Origin of the sequence: Streptomyces sp. NPDC000229, assembly GCF_040300825.1 — a bacterium.
Taxonomy (GTDB): domain Bacteria; phylum Actinomycetota; class Actinomycetes; order Streptomycetales; family Streptomycetaceae; genus Streptomyces.
Window position 1 is genome coordinate 14604 of the sequence record NZ_JBEPEL010000076.1, and the last position, 17796, is coordinate 32399.

Sequence of the window (17796 nt, forward strand, 5' to 3'; positions counted from 1 at the left end):
CCCCGACGTTAGGTCGCATACGTGTTCCGCTCGCTCGTCAGCCGTTTCTCCGCCCGTCCCAAGTCCGTCGCCGCCGGCGCCGCCGTGCTGCTGGGTGCCACCGGTGCCGTGCTGGGCACCACCGCCCCGGCATCGGCCGCCTCCGCGCAGGACATCGCGAAGAAGATGGTCCCGGCGGGTCAGTACCAGTGCTTCGACAAGATCGTGGAGCACGAGTCCGGCTGGAACCCGACCGCCACGAACGCCTCGTCCGGCGCCTACGGCCTGGTGCAGGCCCTGCCGGCCTCGAAGATGTCGTCGGCCGGTTCGGACTGGAAGACCAACCCGGCCACGCAGATCGAGTGGGGCCTGGACTACATGAACGACCGCTACGGCAGCCCGTGCGGCGCGTGGACCTTCTGGCAGGCCAACGGCTGGTACTGAGCCGTCCCGCATGACGACGCAAGGCCCCGGTGAACGACGTTCACCGGGGCCTTCCCGTTTCCCCGTCAGAGCCGCTGGATGATCGTGCCGGTCGCCAGCCCGCCGCCCGCGCACATCGTGACGAGCGCGAACTCCTTGTCGGCGCGTTCCAGTTCGTGCAGCGCGGTGGTGATGAGCCGTGCGCCCGTGGCGCCCACCGGGTGGCCGAGCGCGATCGCGCCGCCGTTGACGTTGACCTTCTCCAGGTCCTGGTCGAAGACCTGCGCCCAGCTGAGCACCACCGAGGCGAAGGCCTCGTTGATCTCGACGAGATCGATGTCCTTGAGCGACATCCCCGCCTTGCCGAGGACCGCGCGGGTGGCGTCGACGGGCCCGTCGAGGTGGAAGTGCGGGTCGGCGCCGACGAGCGCCTGGGCGACGACGCGGGCGCGGGGCTTGAGCTTCAGGGCACGTGCCATGCGCTTGGACGCCCACATGAGGGCGGCTGCGCCGTCGGAGATCTGCGAGGAGTTGCCGGCGGTGTGGACGGCGGTCGGCATGATGGGCTTGAGCCGGGCGAGCGCCTCCGCGCTGGTGTCGCGCAGCCCCTCGTCCCGGTCGACGAGCCGCCACATCCCTTGCCCCTCGCGCTGCTCCTCCTCCGTGGTGGGCACCTGGACGGCGAACGTCTCGCGCTTGAAGCGTTCCTCCGCCCACGCGGTGGCGGCACGCGTCTGCGACAGCAGCCCGAGGGCGTCCACCCGCTCCCGGGTCAGGCCCCGGTGGCGGGCGATGCGCTCGGCGGCCTCGAACTGGTTGGGCAGGTCGACGTTCCACTCGTCGGGGAAGGGTTTGCCGGGCCCGTGCTTGGAACCGCTGCCGAGCGGTACGCGCGACATGGCCTCGACTCCGCAGCTGATGCCGACGTCGATGACACCGCACGCGATCATGTTGGCGACCATGTGGGAGGCCTGCTGCGAGGAGCCGCACTGGCAGTCGACGGTGGTGGCGGCGGTCTCGTACGGCAGGCCCATCGCGAGCCAGGCGGTGCGGGCGGGGTTCATGGCCTGTTCGCCGGCGTGGGTGACCGTACCGCTGACGATCTGTTCGACGCAGTCGGCGTGCAGGCCGGTGCGGCCGAGGAGTTCCCGGTAGGTCTCGCCCAGCAGGTAGGCGGGGTGGAGGTTGGCGAGCCGGCCTCCGCGCTTTCCGATGGGGGTGCGTACGGCTTCGACGATGACGGGTTCCGCGGCCATGGGCTCGTCCTCTCCTCGCACGCCCGCGAGGCGTCCCGGCGCCCGCGCGGGGGCTGTGTGTGGTCGGGGACGCCCCCTGGAGCCTGCCGCCCCCGAACTAGTACGCGTTCTAGTTCTCGGACCAGTCTGCTGAGACTTACCCCCGGTACGCAAGGGTCGTGCACGCACGCCCGGCGGCAACGGAATCCCGCGCGCCCCTTGCCACTTGTGGAACCCGTTACTACGTTGCGGACACTTCTGATGGGCCGTCAGACATGGAGACCGCGATGACCTGCCCCCATCTCCCCTCGCCGCCCGAAGGGTTCGACTTCACCGACCCCGACGTCCTCCACGCCCGCGTACCGCTCCCCGAGTTCGCCGCCCTGCGGCAGACCTCGCCGGTCTGGTGGTGCGCCCAGCCGCGCGGGATATCCGGGTTCGACGACGAGGGGTACTGGGCCGTGACACGGCACGCCGACGTCAAGCACGTCTCCACGCACCCGGAGCTGTTCTCCTCGAACACCAACACCGCGATCATCCGGTTCAACGAGACGATCAGCCGCGACCGGATCGACGCCCAGAAGCTGATCATGCTCAATATGGACCCGCCCGAGCACACCCGGGTCCGCCAGATCGTCCAGCGCGGCTTCACGCCCCGCGCGATCCGGTCCCTGGAGAACGCCCTGCGTGACCGGGCCCGCTCCATCGTGGAGACGGCGATCGCGCACGCGGGCGACGACGGTTCGTTCGACTTCGTCACCAACATCGCCGTCGAGCTGCCGCTCCAGGCGATCGCCGAGCTCATCGGGGTCCCGCAGGACGACCGCGTCAAGCTCTTCGACTGGTCCAACAAGATGGCGGGGTACGACGATCCCGAGTACGCCATCACCGAGGAGGCCGGCACCGAGGCGGCCATGGAGATCGTCTCGTACGCGATGGACCTCGCCGCCGCCCGCAAGGAGTGCCCGGCCAGGGACATCGTGTCCCAGCTGGTCGCCGCGGAGGACGAGGGCAACCTCGCCGGTGACGAGTTCGGCTTCTTCGTCATCCTGCTCGCGGTGGCGGGCAACGAGACCACCCGCAACGCCATCAGCCACGGCATGCACGCCTTCCTCACGCACCCCGAGCAGTGGGACCTCTACCAACGGGAACGCCCCCGCACGGCGGCCGAGGAGATCGTCCGCTGGGCCACCCCCGTCGTCTCCTTCCAGCGCACGGCCACCCAGGACGTCGAGCTCGGCGGGCAGAAGATCAAGGCGGGCGACCGGGTCGGCATCTTCTACTCCTCCGCCAACAACGACCCGGAGGTCTTCGACCACCCCGAACGCTTCGACATCACCCGCGACCCCAATCCCCACCTCGGCTTCGGCGGCGGCGGCCCGCACTTCTGCCTCGGCAAGTCGCTCGCCGTCCTGGAGATCGACCTCATCTTCAACGCCATCGCCGACGGCCTGCCCGGCCTCCGCCTGGCCGGCGAACCGCGGCGGCTGCGCGCGGCCTGGCTGAACGGGATCAAGGAGCTCCAGGTCGGCCTGGGCCCCCGTACCCCTTGAGCGGCCCCGTCCGCCCACCGGCCGCCCACGTGGAAGGCCACCCCGAGCGGCCACCCGGAAGGCCCCCCGAGCCCGCCCACCGCTGTCCGTCGGCCCGGTGGTGCGCACGCACAGCGCGTCCCTCACCGGGCGTGGACAGCTACCGACGCATGGTGCCGTGACATACGTTCGACTCCATGAGCCAAGAACGATGGACCGCCGTCGACGACTACCTCACCGACATGCTGGCCCCCGCCGACGAGGCACTGGCCGCCGCGCTCGCCGACAGCGACGCGGCGGGCCTGCCGGCGATCGGCGTGACGCCGCCGCAAGGCAAACTGCTGCATCTGCTGGCCCGTACGCAGGGCGCGCGCACGATCCTGGAGATCGGCACGCTCGGTGGCTACAGCACCATGTGGCTGGCCCGCGCGCTGCCGGAGGACGGCAGGCTGGTCTCACTGGAGTACAACCCGGACCACGCCGGCGTCGCCCGCGCCAACCTCGCACGCGCCGGGCTGGACAAGGTGGCCGAGGTGCGGACGGGCGCGGCCCTGGACACGCTGCCGAAGCTGGCCGAGGAGGGCGTGGGCCCGTTCGACCTGGTTTTCATCGACGCCGACAAGCCGAACAACCCGCGGTACGTGGAGTGGGCGCTGCGGCTCACCCGGCCGGGCAGCCTGATCGTCGTCGACAACGTGGTACGCGGCGGAGCGATCACCGACGAGTCCTCGACGGACCCGGCGGTGATCGCGACGCGTGAGCTGTTCGACCTGGTGGCGCGCGACCCGCGGCTGGATGCGACGGCGCTCCAGACGGTCGGCGGGAAGGGCTACGACGGGATACTGCTGGCCCGCGTGGCGGCCTGAGCGGCCGTCATACGCGCAGCAGGCGCTCCGCCATGGCGCGGTACGCCTGAAGCGTGACCCGCAACCGCTCCGTGTCCGGCTGCTGCTCGTCGCCGTCGCTCTCCCAGTCGGCGCGCAGGGCGCGGCGGTGGTCGGCCAGGGCGGCCGTGAGCCGGTCGGCGGCCGCGTCCAGTACGGCGGCGGCCTCCTTCACGGACCGGTGCGGCCCGTCGACGAACCCGGCGAGCGCCTCCTGCAAGCGCCGGGCGAGTTCCTCCCGCGCCTCGTCCGGCACCAGTGGCGCGGAAACGCCCGCGACATCTCCCGCCCGCCGCGCGGCCCCCGCCCCGGTCGGGGCACCGGCCTCGTGCGACGTGCCGGTCCCGGTGGGCGCGGCGGCTCCGACGGGCGCGGCCGTCCCGGTCGGGGCGCCGGACGCGGCGGGCGGGGCGGCTCCGGCCGGGGCGCCGGACGCGGCGGGCGGGGCGGTGGGACCGGCGGGCGGCGTGGCGGCACCGTCCCGGGCCGCGGCTTCGTTCAGGGTGCCGACCCGGTAGGAGGTGCCGGAGCGGTGCGGGGTGTCGGGGGTGGGCGGCGCGGTGGGCTCCGGGGTCACGCGGATGCCGGGCGGGTCGCCGGCCGTGTGCGCGGTGCCCGGAGTGTCGGCCCCGCGGGGGGCACCGGCTTCGGTGGGGATGTCGGGCCCGGTCGGCTTCTGCGGGGCCATCAGGCGCCACTCCCCTTCGGCCACGGCGCGTGCAGCCGGTGGCTGCGGCCCGCCTGGCGGCGCGGGGCGTGACGGGCGTGGTCCTCGGGGTGCTCGGTGACGAGCTCCTCGAAGAGCCGCCGCGCGTCGACCATCGCGGCGCGCAGTTCCTCGGTGCCGATGTGCGTGCTGTGCGCGTCCGCGCGGGCGGTGCGGTGCACGCGGCGGTAGCCGTCGACATGGTGGGCGTGGTGCACGGACAGCGCGGCGACCTGCTCCTCGTACGCGGCGGCCGCCGGGAAACCGCGGTCCTCGGCCAGCCGGGCGAGCAGCCGGTCCGCCTCGGCCACGGCCTGGCGCGGCGCGTCGACGAACTGCTCCTGCAGGCCCGTCCAGAGGGCCACGTACTGCTCGCGGGCCTCACGCGACAGCGGCCGCGGCCGCAGGTCGCCGTGGCGCTCGACGCGCTCGGCGAGTTCGCGTTCGGCGGCCTTGGTGTCGCCGTCGTGCCGGGCGACGGTCCGCTCGTACTCGGGGCCGAACCGCCGCTTCAGCCCTCGTCCACGCCGGCCGGCCGCTTTGCCGGGTCCCGCGTACAGCACGGCGGCGACCACGGCGGCGAAGACGACGACCAGAGCGACGACGATCAGGACAGTGGACATGACTGTCTTCCCTCGATCCAGGGGTCGGGGTCTCTTCCTGTCTGTTCGACGGCCGTGTTGCCGCAAATACGTTGGCCAAACGGCGGGCCCTCGGATAGAGACGCACCATGACGAGCACCAACTGGACCATCCGCCCCGAGCGTTACGACACCCCCGATGCCACCGCCTTGCGCCGCGACTACTACGACGAGGTCGCGAGCCGCTACTGGCGCCGGCCGGCGACGGCGGCGGAGGTCGACGAAGGGCTCACCGGCGACGGTGTGGAGCAACTCACCCCGCCGACCGGTCAGTTCCTGGTCGGCCGGGCGGACGGCAAGTCCGCGGCCTGCGGCGGGGTGCTCATGCTGGACGCCGAGCGGGCGGAGCTCACCCGCGTGTTCATACGCCCCGCCTTCCGCGGCACCGGTGGCGCCACGCTCCTCTTGGACGCCCTGGAATCGGCCGCCGTCGAACTGGGCGCCCGGCGCATGGTGCTCAACACCCGCCTGGACCTGGTCGAGGCGCGCGCCCTGTACACCCGCCGCGGGTACCGCGAGATCCCCGCGTACTGCGAGGGCCCGTACATGGACGTCTGGTACGGCAAGGAGCTGACCGGCCGCTAGAGCGCGTGGTTGCGACGGGGTTCGGGGGCCCGCGGCCGTTCCTGGGTGGAGCCGCACAGCTCGGCCGTCAGCTCTTCGACCAGCTGCACCAGGTCCGTCGGCCGCTCCGGTCCCCACCAGTCGCCGAGCAGCTCCGCGAGGGACTCCTCCCGGGCGTGCGCCAGCCGGACCGCCACGTCCACGCCCTGGTCGGTCAGCATCAGCTGGAGGCCCTCGCGGCGCACCAGGTGCCGCTCCTCCAGCTGCCGGGCGGCCTCGGTGATGATCCGGATCGGCACGGGGGTTACGTCGGCGAGCAGCCCGGGCTCCACCGTGCCGTGGCGGCGGACGCGCAGCAGCAGCCAGCTGGCGGCGGGCAGCAGATCGAGCCCGGCGCGCGCGGTGATCTTCTCGTAGATCGCCTTGCGGCCCTCGCGGGAGCCGAGCACCGACAGCGCGCGGGCGCACTCGTCGTACGAGGAGCGTTCGACGGGGTTGGAGGCGACGGTCTGGCTGGGGTCGGGCGCGGTGACCGCGCCGCGCAGCCGGTCCTCCTTCAGCAGCCAGGCGACGAGGAAGGCGACGGCGACGACGGGCGCGGCGTACAGGAAGACGTCGGTGATGGACGTCGCGTACGCGTTCAGCACGCCGGGGCGCAGGTCGGGCGGGAGTTCGGCGATGGCGCGCGGGTCGGCGGCGAGCTGGTCCGGTCCGGCACCGGCCGGCAGTTCGCGGCCGGCGAGGGCGTCGGCGAGTTTGCCGGTGAGCCGGTTGGTGAAGACGGTGCCGAAGATGGCCACGCCGAAGGACGCGCCGATGGAGCGGAAGAAGGTGGCGCCGGAGGTGGCGACGCCGAGGTCCTCGTACGGGACGGCGTTCTGCACCACCAGCACCAGGACCTGCATGACCAGGCCGAGTCCGGCTCCGAAGACGAAGAAGTACAGGCTCATCTCCCAGTCGGAGCTGGACACCTTCATCCGGTGCAGCAGGACCAGCCCGACGGCGGTGACGGCGGTGCCGAGGACGGGGAAGACCTTCCAGCGGCCGGTGCGGCTGACGATCTGGCCGGAGCCGGTGGAGGTGAGCAGCATGCCGAGGACCATCGGCAGCATGTGCACCCCGGACATGGTCGGGGTGACACCCCGTACGACCTGGAGGAACGTCGGCAGGTAGGTCATCGCGCCGAACATCGCGAAACCGACGACAAAGCTGATGACCGAGACGAGCGTGAAGGTGCGGATCCGGAACAGCTTCAGCGGCAGGACGGGCTCGGCGGCGCGCCGCTCGACTCGCACGAACCAGACGAGGAGGACGGCGCCGAGGACGGCGAGGCCGATGATCTGTGCCGAGCCCCAGGCCCAGGTGGTGCCGCCGAGGGACGCCACGAGGACGAGGCAGGTGGCGACGGAGGCGATGAGGAAGGTGCCGAGGTAGTCGATGGTGTGGCGAGTGGCGCGCACCGGGATGTGGAGCACGCCGGCGATGACGAAGAGCGCGACGACGCCGATGGGGAGGTTGATGTAGAACACCCAGCGCCAGGAGAGGTGCTCGGTGAACAGGCCGCCCAGGAGCGGTCCGAGGATGCTGGTGGCGCCGAACACGGCCCCGAAGAGGCCCTGGTACTTGCCGCGCTCGCGCGGCGAGACCAGGTCGCCGACGATCGCCATGGACAGCACCATGAGCCCGCCGCCGCCCAGGCCCTGCACGGCGCGGAAGGCGATGAGCTGCGGCATGTTCTGCGCGACGCCGCAGAGCGCCGAACCGATGAGGAAGATGACGATGGCCGTCTGGAAGAGCTTCTTGCGGCCGTACTGGTCACCGAGCTTGCCCCACAGGGGGGTGCCGGCGGTCGAGGCGAGCATGTACGCGGTGACGACCCAGGACAGGTGCTCCATGCCGCCGAGTTCGCTGACGATGGTCGGCAGGGCGGTGGAGACGATGGTCTGGTCGAGCGCCGCCAGCAGCATGCCGAGCAACAGGGCGCCGATGGCGACCAGGACGGTACGCCGGTTCTGTCCCTGGCCCGGCGCGGGGCTGGTGGCCGGGGTGGACACTTCCTGCGCCATGGCTTCTCCCTCGTCTCCCTCGTCGTCTCGCGGGCCGTCATCGCGCGGGCGGGCGGCGGGTCGGACGCGTACCCCTTGTTTCCTCATCCCATCCTGGGTGCTTCGTCCCGATACGGCCCGCCGAGCGGGGAGGGAGGCGCGGAGGGTGGTCCTCCGGGTGCCCCGGCGGGCTGCATAATCGCTCGCAGTTCAAGGGGAGGGGCCCACATTGACGGGACAGTTCTGTCCTGAGTGCGACGGCGACTGCAGATGTGCCTCCACGGAGGAAACGCTGGGGATACGTCCGTACGTGAACCTTCAGGCGGAGGAGGGCGGTGCGCCGCCCGCGCCTCACGCGCCGTCCGCCGTGTCGCCGTCCGCCGTGCCGCCGTCCACGATGCCGCTGTACGTGCCGCTGGAGCCCGAGCTGGTGCCGCTGGAGGAGGCGGGCTCCCCGCGTGGCGCACGCGCCGGGACCAGGGCGCAGCTACGGGCCGCGGCGCGGTCCCGGAGCCGTGCCCGCCGCCCGTACGCCGTGGTGGGCACCGTGGCGGCGGTGGTCGCGGTGGTGGGCGCGGCGGGTTTCGCGGGCGGGCTGTTCGGCGGGGACGGCGAGGCGGACCGGGTACTGCCCGACCTGGCGCCGAGCGCGCCCGCGTGGCCGAGCGGGGCACCCGAGGGGCCCTCGCGGACGTCCGTGCCGTCGGCGCCTTCGGGGTCCCCGTCCGCCTCGGCGTCCACGTCTGCGTCCGCGTCGGCGTCCGCGTCCCGATCGGCGTCCCCGTCCGCCTCCGCGCCGGCCACCGTCTCCGCGTCCCTGGCCATTGCCGTGCCGGGTGCCACGGAGTCGGCGGCGCCGTCCCCGGGCAGCGGCCCGACCGGTCCGGCGGCCGGGTCCTCGGCGTCGCCCACCCGGAGCCGGGTGCCGAGTGCGGAGCCGACGGACGACGAGCCGGTGACGCTGCGGCGCGGCGACCGCGGGCCGGAGGTCGCGGAGCTCCAGCACCGCCTGCGGGAGGCGGGGCTGTACGACGGGCCGATGAACGGCCGCTACAACCAGGACGTCGAATGGGGCGTGGGCCAGTACCAGGAGGCCCGCGACCTGTGGAGCGACGGGTGGGGCGTGTACGGGCCGGAGACCCGCCGGTGGCTGGAGTCGGAGACGACGGGCCGCTGAACGGCGCCCTGGCGCGAGCACGCCGAGCAGGGCGGTACGCGGGGGGGGCCGGCGCTGGGCGGGCGGACCGGCGCCCGGGCGGGCGGACTGGCGCCCGGGCGGGCGGACTGGCGCTGGGCCGGACGGTTTTGTATCGTGGAGGAACAAAGTGGTCCCGCCCGTATACCCTGACCGGCGGGCGGGCCACTTCGTACCCTTTCCCCCCCTCCCTGTGGAGATCGCCGATGCCGGCCGCCCCTTCCGTCCTGACCGCCCGGGCCCTCCTCCTCGACATGGACGGCACGCTCGTCAACTCGGACGCCGTGGTGGAGCGCTGCTGGCGCCGCTGGGCGATCCGGCACGGGCTCGATCCGGAAGAGGCGCTCAAGGTCGTCCACGGCCGCCAGGGGTACGCCACCATGGCCCTCCTCCTCCCGGACCGCCCCATGGAGGAGAACCACGCCGACAACCGCCTGATGCTCGCCGAGGAGACCGCCGACCTGGACGGCGTCGTGCCGGTCGGCGGCGCGCCCGCCTTCATGGCCGCCATAGCCGCGCTTCCGCACGCCCTCGTCACCTCCGCCGACGCGCCGCTCGCCCGGGCCCGCATGGGCGCGGCCGGGCTGCCCATGCCTCGGGTGCGGGTCACCGCGGAGTGCGTGGGCGCGAGCAAGCCCGACCCGGAGGGGTTCCTGAAGGGCGCGGCCGAGCTGGGCTTCGACCCCGCGCAGTGCGTGGTGTTCGAGGACTCGGAGGCGGGTGTCCGGGCGGGGCGCGCCGCCGGGATGCGGGTCGTGGGCGTCGGCCCGCGCGCGGGCGCGTTCGCCCCCGACGTACACGTACCGGATCTGACGCACGTGCGCGTGGAGGCGGACGGCGCCGACGGCACGATCCGCCTCCACGTCACGGCGTGACCGCTGGCCAGCCCAGCAAGATCCGAACGAGAGGCCCTAGGGCGCCAGCGCCTCGTACAGGCTGAGGCCGGCCAGTGCCAGCATCAGGCAGGCGGCGACCCTGGTGATCAGCCGCAGCGGTACGTACTTCATCAGCGTCCGCCCGCCCAGGATGCCGATCCCGGCGACCGCCCACAGGGCGAGGACGGCGCCGAGGCCGACGGAGAGCGGGTTGTCGTAGCGGGCGGCGAGGTTCGCGGTCATGATCTGCGTCAGGTCGCCGAACTCCGCGACCAGGATCAGCATGAAGCCCGCCCCGGAGACCTTCCAGAAGGATTGGTCGGCCGGGGCCTTGATGTTCTCCTCGCCCTCGTCGCCCTTCTTCAGCAGCAGCACCGCCGCGCCCGCCAGGAACAGCACGCCGACCAGGGCCTGCACCAGCCGTTGCGGGAGGAGGGTCAGGACGCTGCCGGCGGCCACGGCGAGCACCACGTGCACGGCGAAGGCGGCGGCGACACCGGCGAAGACGTACGACGCCCGGTACCGGGTGCCCAGCACGAGGCCGGCGAGAGCGGTCTTGTCGGGAAGTTCGGCGAGGAAGACGACGCCGAAGGTGATCGCCATGATCGTGAGGCTGAGCACGGGATGGATTCCTCAATCGGTCGGGCTCCGCCGCACCGAGAAGAGACGTGTCAGGGGTCGCTTCGGCACGGCGGCACCATGAATGGGGCATGGCACTGCTGTTGCCGAAGGTCTCGCTGGCCCGCCTGTCACAGCGTGCCTCCGGGCGCCGGCCGGGCGCGAGGCCCAGCAGTATGTCGACGGTCCGGCGAAGAGCTACTCCCCTTCTGCTCCGTCCAGGGTACGTGATCGGCGCGGCTGCCCCTCGCGCCGGTGCAGCCTGCCCCGCGCGACCAGTTCCAGCACCGCCGCCACCGCGACGCCCTGCACGGCCATCAGCCCGACCAGCACGAACAACTGCACCGCCCCGGCCTCCAGCGGGGAGGCCCCACCCAGCAGCATCCCGACGAACGCCCCCGGCAGCGTGACCAGCCCCACCGTCCTGGTCTGGTCGAGCCCCGGCAGCAGCGCGTCCGCCGCCGCCTCCCTGGCCACCTCCAGCCGCGCGTCCCGTGCCGGCAGCCCGAGCGCGAGCCCCGCCTCCACCTCGCCGTGCCGCGTCCCGAGCTCGTCCAGCGCACGCCGCCCGCCGAGCACCGTCGCGGTGAGCGCCCCGCCGATGAGGATGCCGGCCACCGGCACCAGGGCGATGCCCTTGAGCGGGACGAGCCCGGTCAGCACCAGCGCGCCGACGACCGGGACGACCCCGGCGGCGATGGGCACGGCGGCCCACCACCAGGTGCCGTTGGGCGTGACGCGGCGGCCGGCGGTGCGTACGGCGACGGCGTACATCAGCAGCAGGAAGGCGAGCAGCAGCGGCAGCGAGCGCACCACCCATCCGATGACCAGCGACACGGCGCCGAGCTGCACCGCGGCCCGCACCCCCGCGGTGACGATCTCGCGCGGCGCCCGGAGGTGCGCGAGCGCCGCGACGGTGGCGGCGACGGCGAGCAGGACGGCGAGAACGGCCGCGAACGTGGCGTTGACGGGCAGCAGCACACGTCAACCCTAAAGCCGGACAAGCCAGGTGCCGGGACGTCAGAAACCGGGCACACCCCTTGATGTGACGTGCACATGTCGCCACTCTGTAACCCGGCGCATCCCCAGGGGCAACCTGGCGCCTCCACGATGACCGAGCCGCCCGAGCGGGCGATCCGGCCAACACCCCCACATCCCAAGGGAGTCACCATGTCCGGTGTCTACGCGCGTCGCACAGCCGTGCTCACCGCTTCCGCCGCCCTCGCCGTCACCGGCGTCCTGGCCACCGCCCCGGCAGCCCAGGCCGCCCCGCCGACCCCGGTCAGCGCCGCCACCGCCCGTACGTACCTCGGGCAGCTCACGGTCAAGGCGGAAGGTTCCTCCAGCGGCTACAGCCGCGATCTGTTCCCGCACTGGAGCACGCAGTCGGGCAGTTGCAACACCCGCGAGGTGGTCCTGAAGCGCGACGGCGTGAACGTCGTCCAGGACTCCGGTTGCGCGGCGGTCAGCGGGAGTTGGTACTCCGAGTACGACGGCGTCACCTGGCGCGCGGCATCGGACCTCGACATCGACCACGTCGTCGCCCTCGCCGAGGCCTGGCGGTCCGGCGCCAACGGCTGGACGACCTCGCAGCGCCAGGCCTTCGCCAACGACCTGACCCGCCCGCAGCTCATCGCGGTCACGGACGACGTCAACCAGGCCAAGAGCGACCTCGACCCGGCCGAGTGGCTGCCGCCGCGCACCGCGTACCGCTGCACGTACGCCCGCATGTGGGTGCAGGTGAAGCACCACTGGAACCTGAGCGTCGACTCGGCCGAGAAGAGCGCCCTGCAGTCCGTGCTGAACGGCTGCTGACCCGCGCGCCTCCGGTTCCGTACCCCTCCGTCGCCCCGTACCGTACAGAAGTACGGACGGGCCGACGGAGTCGGCGTCGGCGGCGACGGAGGAGGCCGGGCATGGCAGCGGGACTGCGATTGGGACCGCTCCTGCGGTACGTCGACTGGGACCGGGGCGACCGGGCGACGGTCTGGGTCGAGGCCGACCGGCCCTGCACGGCCGAGGTGCGGTGCGCGGACGGTGCGGGCGGCCGCGTGCGGACCTTCCAGATCGCCGGGCACCACTACGCCCTGGTGCCGGTCACCGGCCTGACCCCCGGGTCCACGACCCCCTACGAGGTCCTGCTCGACGACCGTCCGGTATGGCCGCCCACCGACCCCGGCCACCGTTACCCGGCCAGCACCATCACCACGCCCCGGCCCGGCGCCGACGAGCTGCGCGTCACCTTCGGGTCGTGCCGCTGGGCGGCGCCCCCCGCGGGCGGGGACGACCCGGTCGGCCCGGACGCCCTCGACACCCTGGCCACCCGGCTTGCCGCCGACCCCGGCGCCGAACGCCCCGACGTGCTGCTCCTGCTGGGCGACCAGGTGTACGCGGACGAGACCTCGAAGGCGACCCGCCGCTGGCTCGCCGAGCGCCGGGACCTGCGCGAGGAACCGGGGGCGCAGGTCGCGGACTACGAGGAGTACACCCACCTCTACTACGAGTCCTGGCTCGACCCCGGGGTGCGCTGGCTGCTGTCCACCGTCCCCAGCTGCATGATCTTCGACGACCACGACGTGATCGACGACTGGAACACCAGCGCCTCGTGGGTCGCCGACATGCGCCGGAACGGATGGTGGCGGGAGCGGATCCTCAGCGGGCTGATGTCGTACTGGGTCCACCAGCACCTGGGCAACCTCTCCCTCGACGAACTGGACGCCGACCCGCTGTACGCCGCCGTCCGCGCCGCGCCGGACGGCACGGAGCTGCTGCGCCGGTTCGCCGCCGAGGCGGACGCGGACCCGGCCTCGGTGCGCTGGAGCTACCGCCGCGACTTCGGCCGGACCCGGCTCGTGATGGTCGACAGCCGGGCGGGGCGCGTGCTGGACGAGCACAAGCGGGCGATGCACGACGAGGACGAGGAGCGGTGGCTGGTCGAGCAGATGACAAAGGACCCGAACTCCTGCGACCACCTGCTGGTCGGGGCCTCGCTGCCGTGGCTCCTGGCCCCGATGATGCACGGCGCGGAGACCTGGAACGCCGCGCTGTGCCGCGGCGAGCGGGGCCCCCGATGGGCCGGGCTGTCGGAACGGGTGCGCCGGGGCGCCGACCTGGAGCACTGGGCGGCCTTCCCGGACTCCTTCGAGCGGCTGACGCGGCTGCTCGCGGAGGCGGGCAGCGGGCCGGACGCCCCGGCGACGGTGTGCGTCCTGTCGGGTGACGTGCACCACGCGTACGTCGCCGAGCCCGAATGGCCGGAGGGCTCCGGCCCCCCTTCCGCCCGGGTGGTCCAGTTGACCTGCTCGCCCGCCCACAACCGGATCCCGGCGGTGCTGCGCCTCGCGTTCCGGTTGAGCTGGAGCCGCGCGGGGCGGCGGATCGGGCGGGCGCTGATGCGGCACGGGCGGACGGGGCCGCCGGTCGTGGACTGGCGCCGGACGGGCGGGCCCTGGTTCGGGAACCAGCTGATGACGCTGACGCTGCGAGGGCGGTCGGCGCGGCTGCGACTGGAGCACGCGGCGGCGCGCGGCGGCGACCGGAGAGACGCGGAGCTGAGGACCGTGCACGAGCGGCCGCTGACGGACGAAGCCTGAGGAGCGCGCCCCGGCGGGCGGGCGCACCCGGGGAGAGGGAGCCCTGCCACTCGGCCTGTGAATGCCACCCGGCGTGTGAACGTCCGGTGAACGTCCGGTTCAGGGCTCCCGCAATCCCACCCATAGCGGATCGTGTTCTTCCGGGCAGGGGTTCGGCGAGGGGCGCGGCAACGGCATGATGACTTCCGCCTGCCGCCCGCGGGCAACCCAGCACCGCCCCCTGCCCCGGGAGTCCGAGTCTTGTCGTCCGAAGTTCCCCATGCCATCGCCGTGGTCGGTGCAGGTCCCCGCGGTACGTCCGTACTCGAACGGCTCTGCGCCTCCGTCCCGGAACTGGCCGCGGGAACGCCGCTGACCGTCCACGTCGTCGACCCGGCCCCGCCGGGCGCCGGGCGCGTCTGGCGCACCGACCAGCCGGCCGAGCTGCTGATGAACACGGTGGCGTGCCAGGTGACGGTCTTCACCGACGAGAGCGTCAGCTGCGAGGGCCCGATACGCCGGGGGCCGAGCCTGTACGAGTGGGCCGCCGCGCGCTCGTACCGGCTCGGCCCCGACGACTACCCCACCCGCGCCTGCTACGGCGCCTATCTGTCGTGGGCGTTCGCCCGCGCGGTGGCCGAGGCGCCGCCGGAGGTGACCGTGCGGGTCCACGGGGCACGTGCGGTACGCCTGGAGGGCACCGGCCCGCAGACGCTGGTCCTGGACGACGGCACGGTCCTCACCGGCCTCGGCGCGGTCGTTCTCGCCCAGGGTCACCTGCCGACCGCCGGTGACCCGTCGTCGGCGCACCTCGGCGCGTACGCGGCGCGCCACGGGCTGCGGCACTTCCCGCCCGCCAACCCGGCGGACCTCGACCTGTCGCCGATCGCCCCCGGTGAGCCGGTACTGCTGCAGGGGCTGGGCCTGAACTTCTTCGACCACATGGCGTTGCTGACCGAAGGCCGGGGCGGGGTCTTCGTACGCGACGACAGGGGCGGATGCGCCTACCGCCCGTCGGGGCGCGAGCCGCGGCTGTACGCCGGTTCGCGGCGCGGGGTCCCGTACCAGGCGCGCGGCGACAACGAGAAGGGCGCGTCGGCCCGGCACGAGCCCCTGCTGCTGACGCCGGACGTCATCGAGAGGTTCCGCAAGCGGGCGGACGCGGGCGACCCACCGGATTTCCTGGAAGAGATATGGCCTCTGGTGGCCAAGGAGGTCGAGACGACCTACTACGAGGTGCTGCTGAAGCGCCCGAGGGGCTTCCGCACCCGCTTCCTGACGGCCCCGGCGGCCACTCTCGACGCGTACGCCGTGCCGCCGAGCGCCCGGTGGTCCTGGGAGCGGATCTCGCGCCCGTACGCGGGCGAAACGTTTCGGTCGCCGGCGGACTTCCGCGCCTGGCTGCTGGCGCATCTGCGCCGGGACGCGGCCGACGCCGCGCTGGGCAATGTGGCCGGTCCGGTGAAGGCGGCGCTGGACGTGCTGCGCGACATCCGCAACGAGCTGCGGCTGATCGTCGACCACGCGGGTCTGCCGGGCGCCTCACGCCGGGACCACCTGGACCGCTGGTACACGCCGCTGAACGCCTTCCTGTCGATCGGCCCGCCGCGCCGCCGCATCGAGGAGATGACGGCCCTGATCGAGGCGGGCGTACTGGACGTGATCGGCCCCCGTATGCGGATTCGCCCCGAAGACGGAGTGTTCGTAGCGGAATCTCCGGATGTGCCGGAATCGGCCGTGGCGGCGACCACACTGATCGAGGCCCGGCTACCGGACCCGGACTTGAGGCGCACCGGTGACGCACTGCTCGCCGGGATGCTCGACTCCGGCCAGTGCCGCACGCACGTCGTCGACGGCTACGACACCGGAGGGCTGGACGTCACCCCTTCCCCGTACCGCCTGATCAACCGTCAGGGACGAGCCCACCAGGCAGTTTTCGCCCTCGGGGTGCCCACGGAAGGAGTGCACTGGGTGACGGCGGCAGGTGCCCGGCCAGGGGTCGACTCGGTGACCCTCGCCGACACGGACGCGGTGGCTCGAGCCGCCCTCCGCGCCTGCTCCACCATGGAAGCGGAACGTCCAGATGTTGAACTTGCAAGTATCGATTAGGACTCCCTAACCTGAGGGCTCAGTCGGTTCCGTCCCCAACCGAAGGACCCCCATGTCCCACATCAGCGCGCGGCTCGACCAATACCGCCCCTACGTGCTCGGTCTGTTCCGGATAGTCGTCGGCCTGCTGTTCCTGTGCCATGGCGCCGCGTCGCTCTTCGGCGTCCTGGGCGGCGCGGGCGGTACCGGTGGCACCGTCCCGGCCGGTACCTGGCCCGGCTGGTACGCGGCCGTCATCGAGCTCGTCGGCGGTGGCCTGGTGCTGCTGGGCCTGTTCACCCGTGCCGCCGCGTTCATCGCCTCGGGCGCGATGGCGTACGCCTACTTCAAGGTCCACCAGCCGATGGGCCTGTTCCCGAAGGAGAACGGCGGCGAGCTGGCGGCCGTCTACTGCTGGTCGCTGCTCCTGCTGGTCTTCACGGGCCCGGGCGCGCTGTCGCTGGACAGCCTCTTCTCGTCCTCACGGGCGGCCGACCCGAAGCGCGAGCCGGTCACCGCGTAGCAAGCCGTACGAACCGCCCACTCACCCGGGCGCGGCGCCGTCGGCTCACCCGGTCGCCGCCGGTCCGCCGCCCGGGTGATCCCCCGACCCGGCTTCCGGCGTACGCTTTCGGCCAGTCCAGCCGCCACCCACGTCACGGGACCGGCTTCACGGGACCGGGGAGTGAAGGTGCTCGAAAGCGTGGCCGCCGGCCCATGGATCTATACGGCTGTCGCCGTGTCCGTCCTCCTGGACGTGTTCCTGCCGGTGCTGCCGAGCGGCATCCTGGTGATCACCGCCGCGACGGTCGCCGCGACGGGGAACGGCTCGCTCCTCGCCCTGACCCTGTGCGCGGCCACCGCCTCCCTGCTGGGTGACCTCGTCGCGTACCGCCTCGCGTGGCGCGGGCGGTCCCGCCTGCACCGGCTGATCGCCCGGTCGCGCCGGCTGACCACCGCGCAGGAACGTCTCGGCGCGGCTCTGGCGCGTGGCGGCGGCGTCCTCGTCGTCATCGCGCGGTTCGCCCCGGCCGGGCGCTCCGTGGTCTCGCTGGGCGCGGGTGCGACTCGGCGCAAGGCCAGCCAGTTCGTTCCCTGGTCCGCCCTCGCGGGGGTGGCGTGGGCCTCCTACAGCGTCGGGCTCGGCTACTTCGGCGGCCAGTGGCTGGGCGCCACCTGGACCGGCGTGGCGGTCTCCATCCTCGCTCTCTTCCTGGCGGGCGCCCTGGCCGCCTACGTCATACGCCGCCCCCCGGCCCCGCCCCGGCCGGCCGAACCGGCCACGGCAGTCGGCCCGACCCCGGCACCGAGCCCGCGCCCCACCCCGGCGCCGGCAACCCTCCCGGCGCCGGCACGGGCACCGGCGCCTTCCCCGTCGGCGGTCTCCTAGGGCCTCTCGTTCGGATCTTGCTGGGCTCGTGACGCCTGGACACCGCACCT

18 protein-coding genes are annotated in these 17796 nt (G+C 73.1%); 11 read left to right on the forward strand and 7 right to left on the reverse strand.

Annotated features, from left to right (window positions below):
- Positions 1-21: 21 nt before the first annotated feature.
- Complete coding sequence (locus ABT360_RS28100; protein WP_351822300.1) at positions 22-423, forward strand: transglycosylase SLT domain-containing protein; 402 nt, start codon at positions 22-24, stop codon at positions 421-423.
- A 65-nt stretch (positions 424-488) separates the two neighbouring features.
- Here ABT360_RS28100 and ABT360_RS28105 read toward each other — a convergent pair whose 3' ends face one another.
- Positions 489-1658 (reverse strand): steroid 3-ketoacyl-CoA thiolase, encoded by a 1170-nt coding sequence (locus ABT360_RS28105; RefSeq protein ID WP_351822303.1) that lies wholly within the window; start codon positions 1656-1658, stop codon positions 489-491.
- 266 nt (positions 1659-1924) lie between these two features.
- Here ABT360_RS28105 and ABT360_RS28110 point away from each other — a divergent pair, with 266 nt between their 5' ends.
- Positions 1925-3190 carry a cytochrome P450 gene (locus tag ABT360_RS28110; protein ID WP_351822306.1) on the forward strand — a complete coding sequence of 422 codons (1266 nt, stop codon included), beginning with the start codon at positions 1925-1927 and terminating at the stop codon, positions 3188-3190.
- A gap of 176 nt (positions 3191-3366) precedes the next feature.
- Positions 3367-4035, forward strand: coding sequence for an O-methyltransferase (locus ABT360_RS28115; RefSeq protein ID WP_351822309.1), 669 nt, complete (start codon positions 3367-3369; stop codon positions 4033-4035).
- Positions 4036-4042: 7 nt separating this feature from the next.
- Here the strand turns inward: ABT360_RS28115 and ABT360_RS28120 are convergent, their stop codons facing one another.
- Positions 4043-4741: a hypothetical protein gene (locus ABT360_RS28120; protein WP_351822312.1), complete on the reverse strand. Its 699-nt coding sequence runs from the start codon at positions 4739-4741 to the stop codon at positions 4043-4045.
- A complete protein-coding gene (locus ABT360_RS28125) occupies positions 4741-5382 on the reverse strand; it encodes a hypothetical protein (protein WP_351822315.1) in 642 nt (213 codons plus the stop codon). Before ABT360_RS28125 ends, ABT360_RS28120 begins: the two co-directional genes overlap by 1 nt.
- Positions 5383-5489: 107 nt before the next feature.
- Here ABT360_RS28125 and ABT360_RS28130 point away from each other — a divergent pair, with 107 nt between their 5' ends.
- Positions 5490-5984, forward strand: a complete 495-nt coding sequence (locus ABT360_RS28130) for a GNAT family N-acetyltransferase (protein ID WP_351822318.1) — start codon at positions 5490-5492, stop codon at positions 5982-5984.
- Here ABT360_RS28130 and ABT360_RS28135 read toward each other — a convergent pair.
- Both ABT360_RS28135 and ABT360_RS28140 read right to left on the reverse strand, forming a co-directional pair.
- Entirely contained in the window at positions 5981-8029 is a 2049-nt protein-coding gene (locus ABT360_RS28135; RefSeq protein WP_351822320.1) for an MDR family MFS transporter, read from the reverse strand. The two genes, ABT360_RS28130 and ABT360_RS28135, sit on opposite strands and share 4 nt — an antisense overlap.
- A 330-nt stretch (positions 8030-8359) precedes the next feature.
- Positions 8360-8920 (reverse strand): hypothetical protein, encoded by a 561-nt coding sequence (locus tag ABT360_RS28140; RefSeq protein ID WP_351822322.1) that lies wholly within the window; start codon positions 8918-8920, stop codon positions 8360-8362.
- A gap of 10 nt (positions 8921-8930) precedes the next feature.
- On the opposite strand from ABT360_RS28140, the gene ABT360_RS28145 reads away from it, so the two are divergent.
- Both ABT360_RS28145 and ABT360_RS28150 read left to right on the forward strand, forming a co-directional pair.
- Positions 8931-9185: a peptidoglycan-binding domain-containing protein gene (locus tag ABT360_RS28145; protein ID WP_351822324.1), complete on the forward strand. Its 255-nt coding sequence runs from the start codon at positions 8931-8933 to the stop codon at positions 9183-9185.
- Between the two features lie 224 nt (positions 9186-9409).
- Entirely contained in the window at positions 9410-10078 is a 669-nt protein-coding gene (locus ABT360_RS28150; RefSeq protein WP_351822327.1) for an HAD-IA family hydrolase, read from the forward strand.
- 36 nt (positions 10079-10114) lie between these two features.
- Here ABT360_RS28150 and ABT360_RS28155 read toward each other — a convergent pair whose 3' ends face one another.
- Both ABT360_RS28155 and ABT360_RS28160 read right to left on the reverse strand, forming a co-directional pair.
- Entirely contained in the window at positions 10115-10699 is a 585-nt protein-coding gene (locus tag ABT360_RS28155) for a TMEM165/GDT1 family protein (RefSeq protein ID WP_351822330.1), read from the reverse strand.
- A 195-nt stretch (positions 10700-10894) separates the two neighbouring features.
- Positions 10895-11677: an ABC transporter permease gene (locus ABT360_RS28160; protein ID WP_351822333.1), complete on the reverse strand. Its 783-nt coding sequence runs from the start codon at positions 11675-11677 to the stop codon at positions 10895-10897.
- Between the two features lie 189 nt (positions 11678-11866).
- Here ABT360_RS28160 and ABT360_RS28165 point away from each other — a divergent pair, with 189 nt between their 5' ends.
- The 5 genes from ABT360_RS28165 to ABT360_RS28185 all read left to right on the forward strand — a co-directional run bounded on the left by ABT360_RS28165 (position 11867) and on the right by ABT360_RS28185 (position 17746).
- Positions 11867-12511 (forward strand): HNH endonuclease family protein, encoded by a 645-nt coding sequence (locus ABT360_RS28165; RefSeq protein WP_351822336.1) that lies wholly within the window; start codon positions 11867-11869, stop codon positions 12509-12511.
- A 101-nt stretch (positions 12512-12612) separates the two neighbouring features.
- Positions 12613-14289 carry an alkaline phosphatase D family protein gene (locus ABT360_RS28170; protein ID WP_351822339.1) on the forward strand — a complete coding sequence of 559 codons (1677 nt, stop codon included), beginning with the start codon at positions 12613-12615 and terminating at the stop codon, positions 14287-14289.
- A gap of 240 nt (positions 14290-14529) precedes the next feature.
- A complete protein-coding gene (locus ABT360_RS28175; protein ID WP_351822341.1) occupies positions 14530-16377 on the forward strand; it encodes an FAD/NAD(P)-binding protein in 1848 nt (615 codons plus the stop codon).
- A 61-nt stretch (positions 16378-16438) separates the two neighbouring features.
- Positions 16439-16879: a DoxX family protein gene (locus ABT360_RS28180; RefSeq protein WP_351822350.1), complete on the forward strand. Its 441-nt coding sequence runs from the start codon at positions 16439-16441 to the stop codon at positions 16877-16879.
- Positions 16880-17047: 168 nt separating this feature from the next.
- A complete protein-coding gene (locus tag ABT360_RS28185) occupies positions 17048-17746 on the forward strand; it encodes a DedA family protein (protein ID WP_351822344.1) in 699 nt (232 codons plus the stop codon).
- Positions 17747-17796 lie beyond the last annotated feature (50 nt).

Coding starts and splice junctions, on each gene's coding strand:
- ABT360_RS28105 (WP_351822303.1), bottom strand. CDS start 1,658: ATGGCCGCGGAACCCGTCATCGTCGAAGCCGTACGCACCCCCATCGGA.
- ABT360_RS28110 (WP_351822306.1), top strand. CDS start 1,925: ATGACCTGCCCCCATCTCCCCTCGCCGCCCGAAGGGTTCGACTTCACC.
- ABT360_RS28115 (WP_351822309.1), top strand. CDS start 3,367: ATGAGCCAAGAACGATGGACCGCCGTCGACGACTACCTCACCGACATG.
- ABT360_RS28120 (WP_351822312.1), bottom strand. CDS start 4,741: ATGGCCCCGCAGAAGCCGACCGGGCCCGACATCCCCACCGAAGCCGGT.
- ABT360_RS28125 (WP_351822315.1), bottom strand. CDS start 5,382: ATGTCCACTGTCCTGATCGTCGTCGCTCTGGTCGTCGTCTTCGCCGCC.
- ABT360_RS28130 (WP_351822318.1), top strand. CDS start 5,490: ATGACGAGCACCAACTGGACCATCCGCCCCGAGCGTTACGACACCCCC.
- ABT360_RS28135 (WP_351822320.1), bottom strand. CDS start 8,029: ATGGCGCAGGAAGTGTCCACCCCGGCCACCAGCCCCGCGCCGGGCCAG.
- ABT360_RS28150 (WP_351822327.1), top strand. CDS start 9,410: ATGCCGGCCGCCCCTTCCGTCCTGACCGCCCGGGCCCTCCTCCTCGAC.
- ABT360_RS28165 (WP_351822336.1), top strand. CDS start 11,867: ATGTCCGGTGTCTACGCGCGTCGCACAGCCGTGCTCACCGCTTCCGCC.
- ABT360_RS28170 (WP_351822339.1), top strand. CDS start 12,613: ATGGCAGCGGGACTGCGATTGGGACCGCTCCTGCGGTACGTCGACTGG.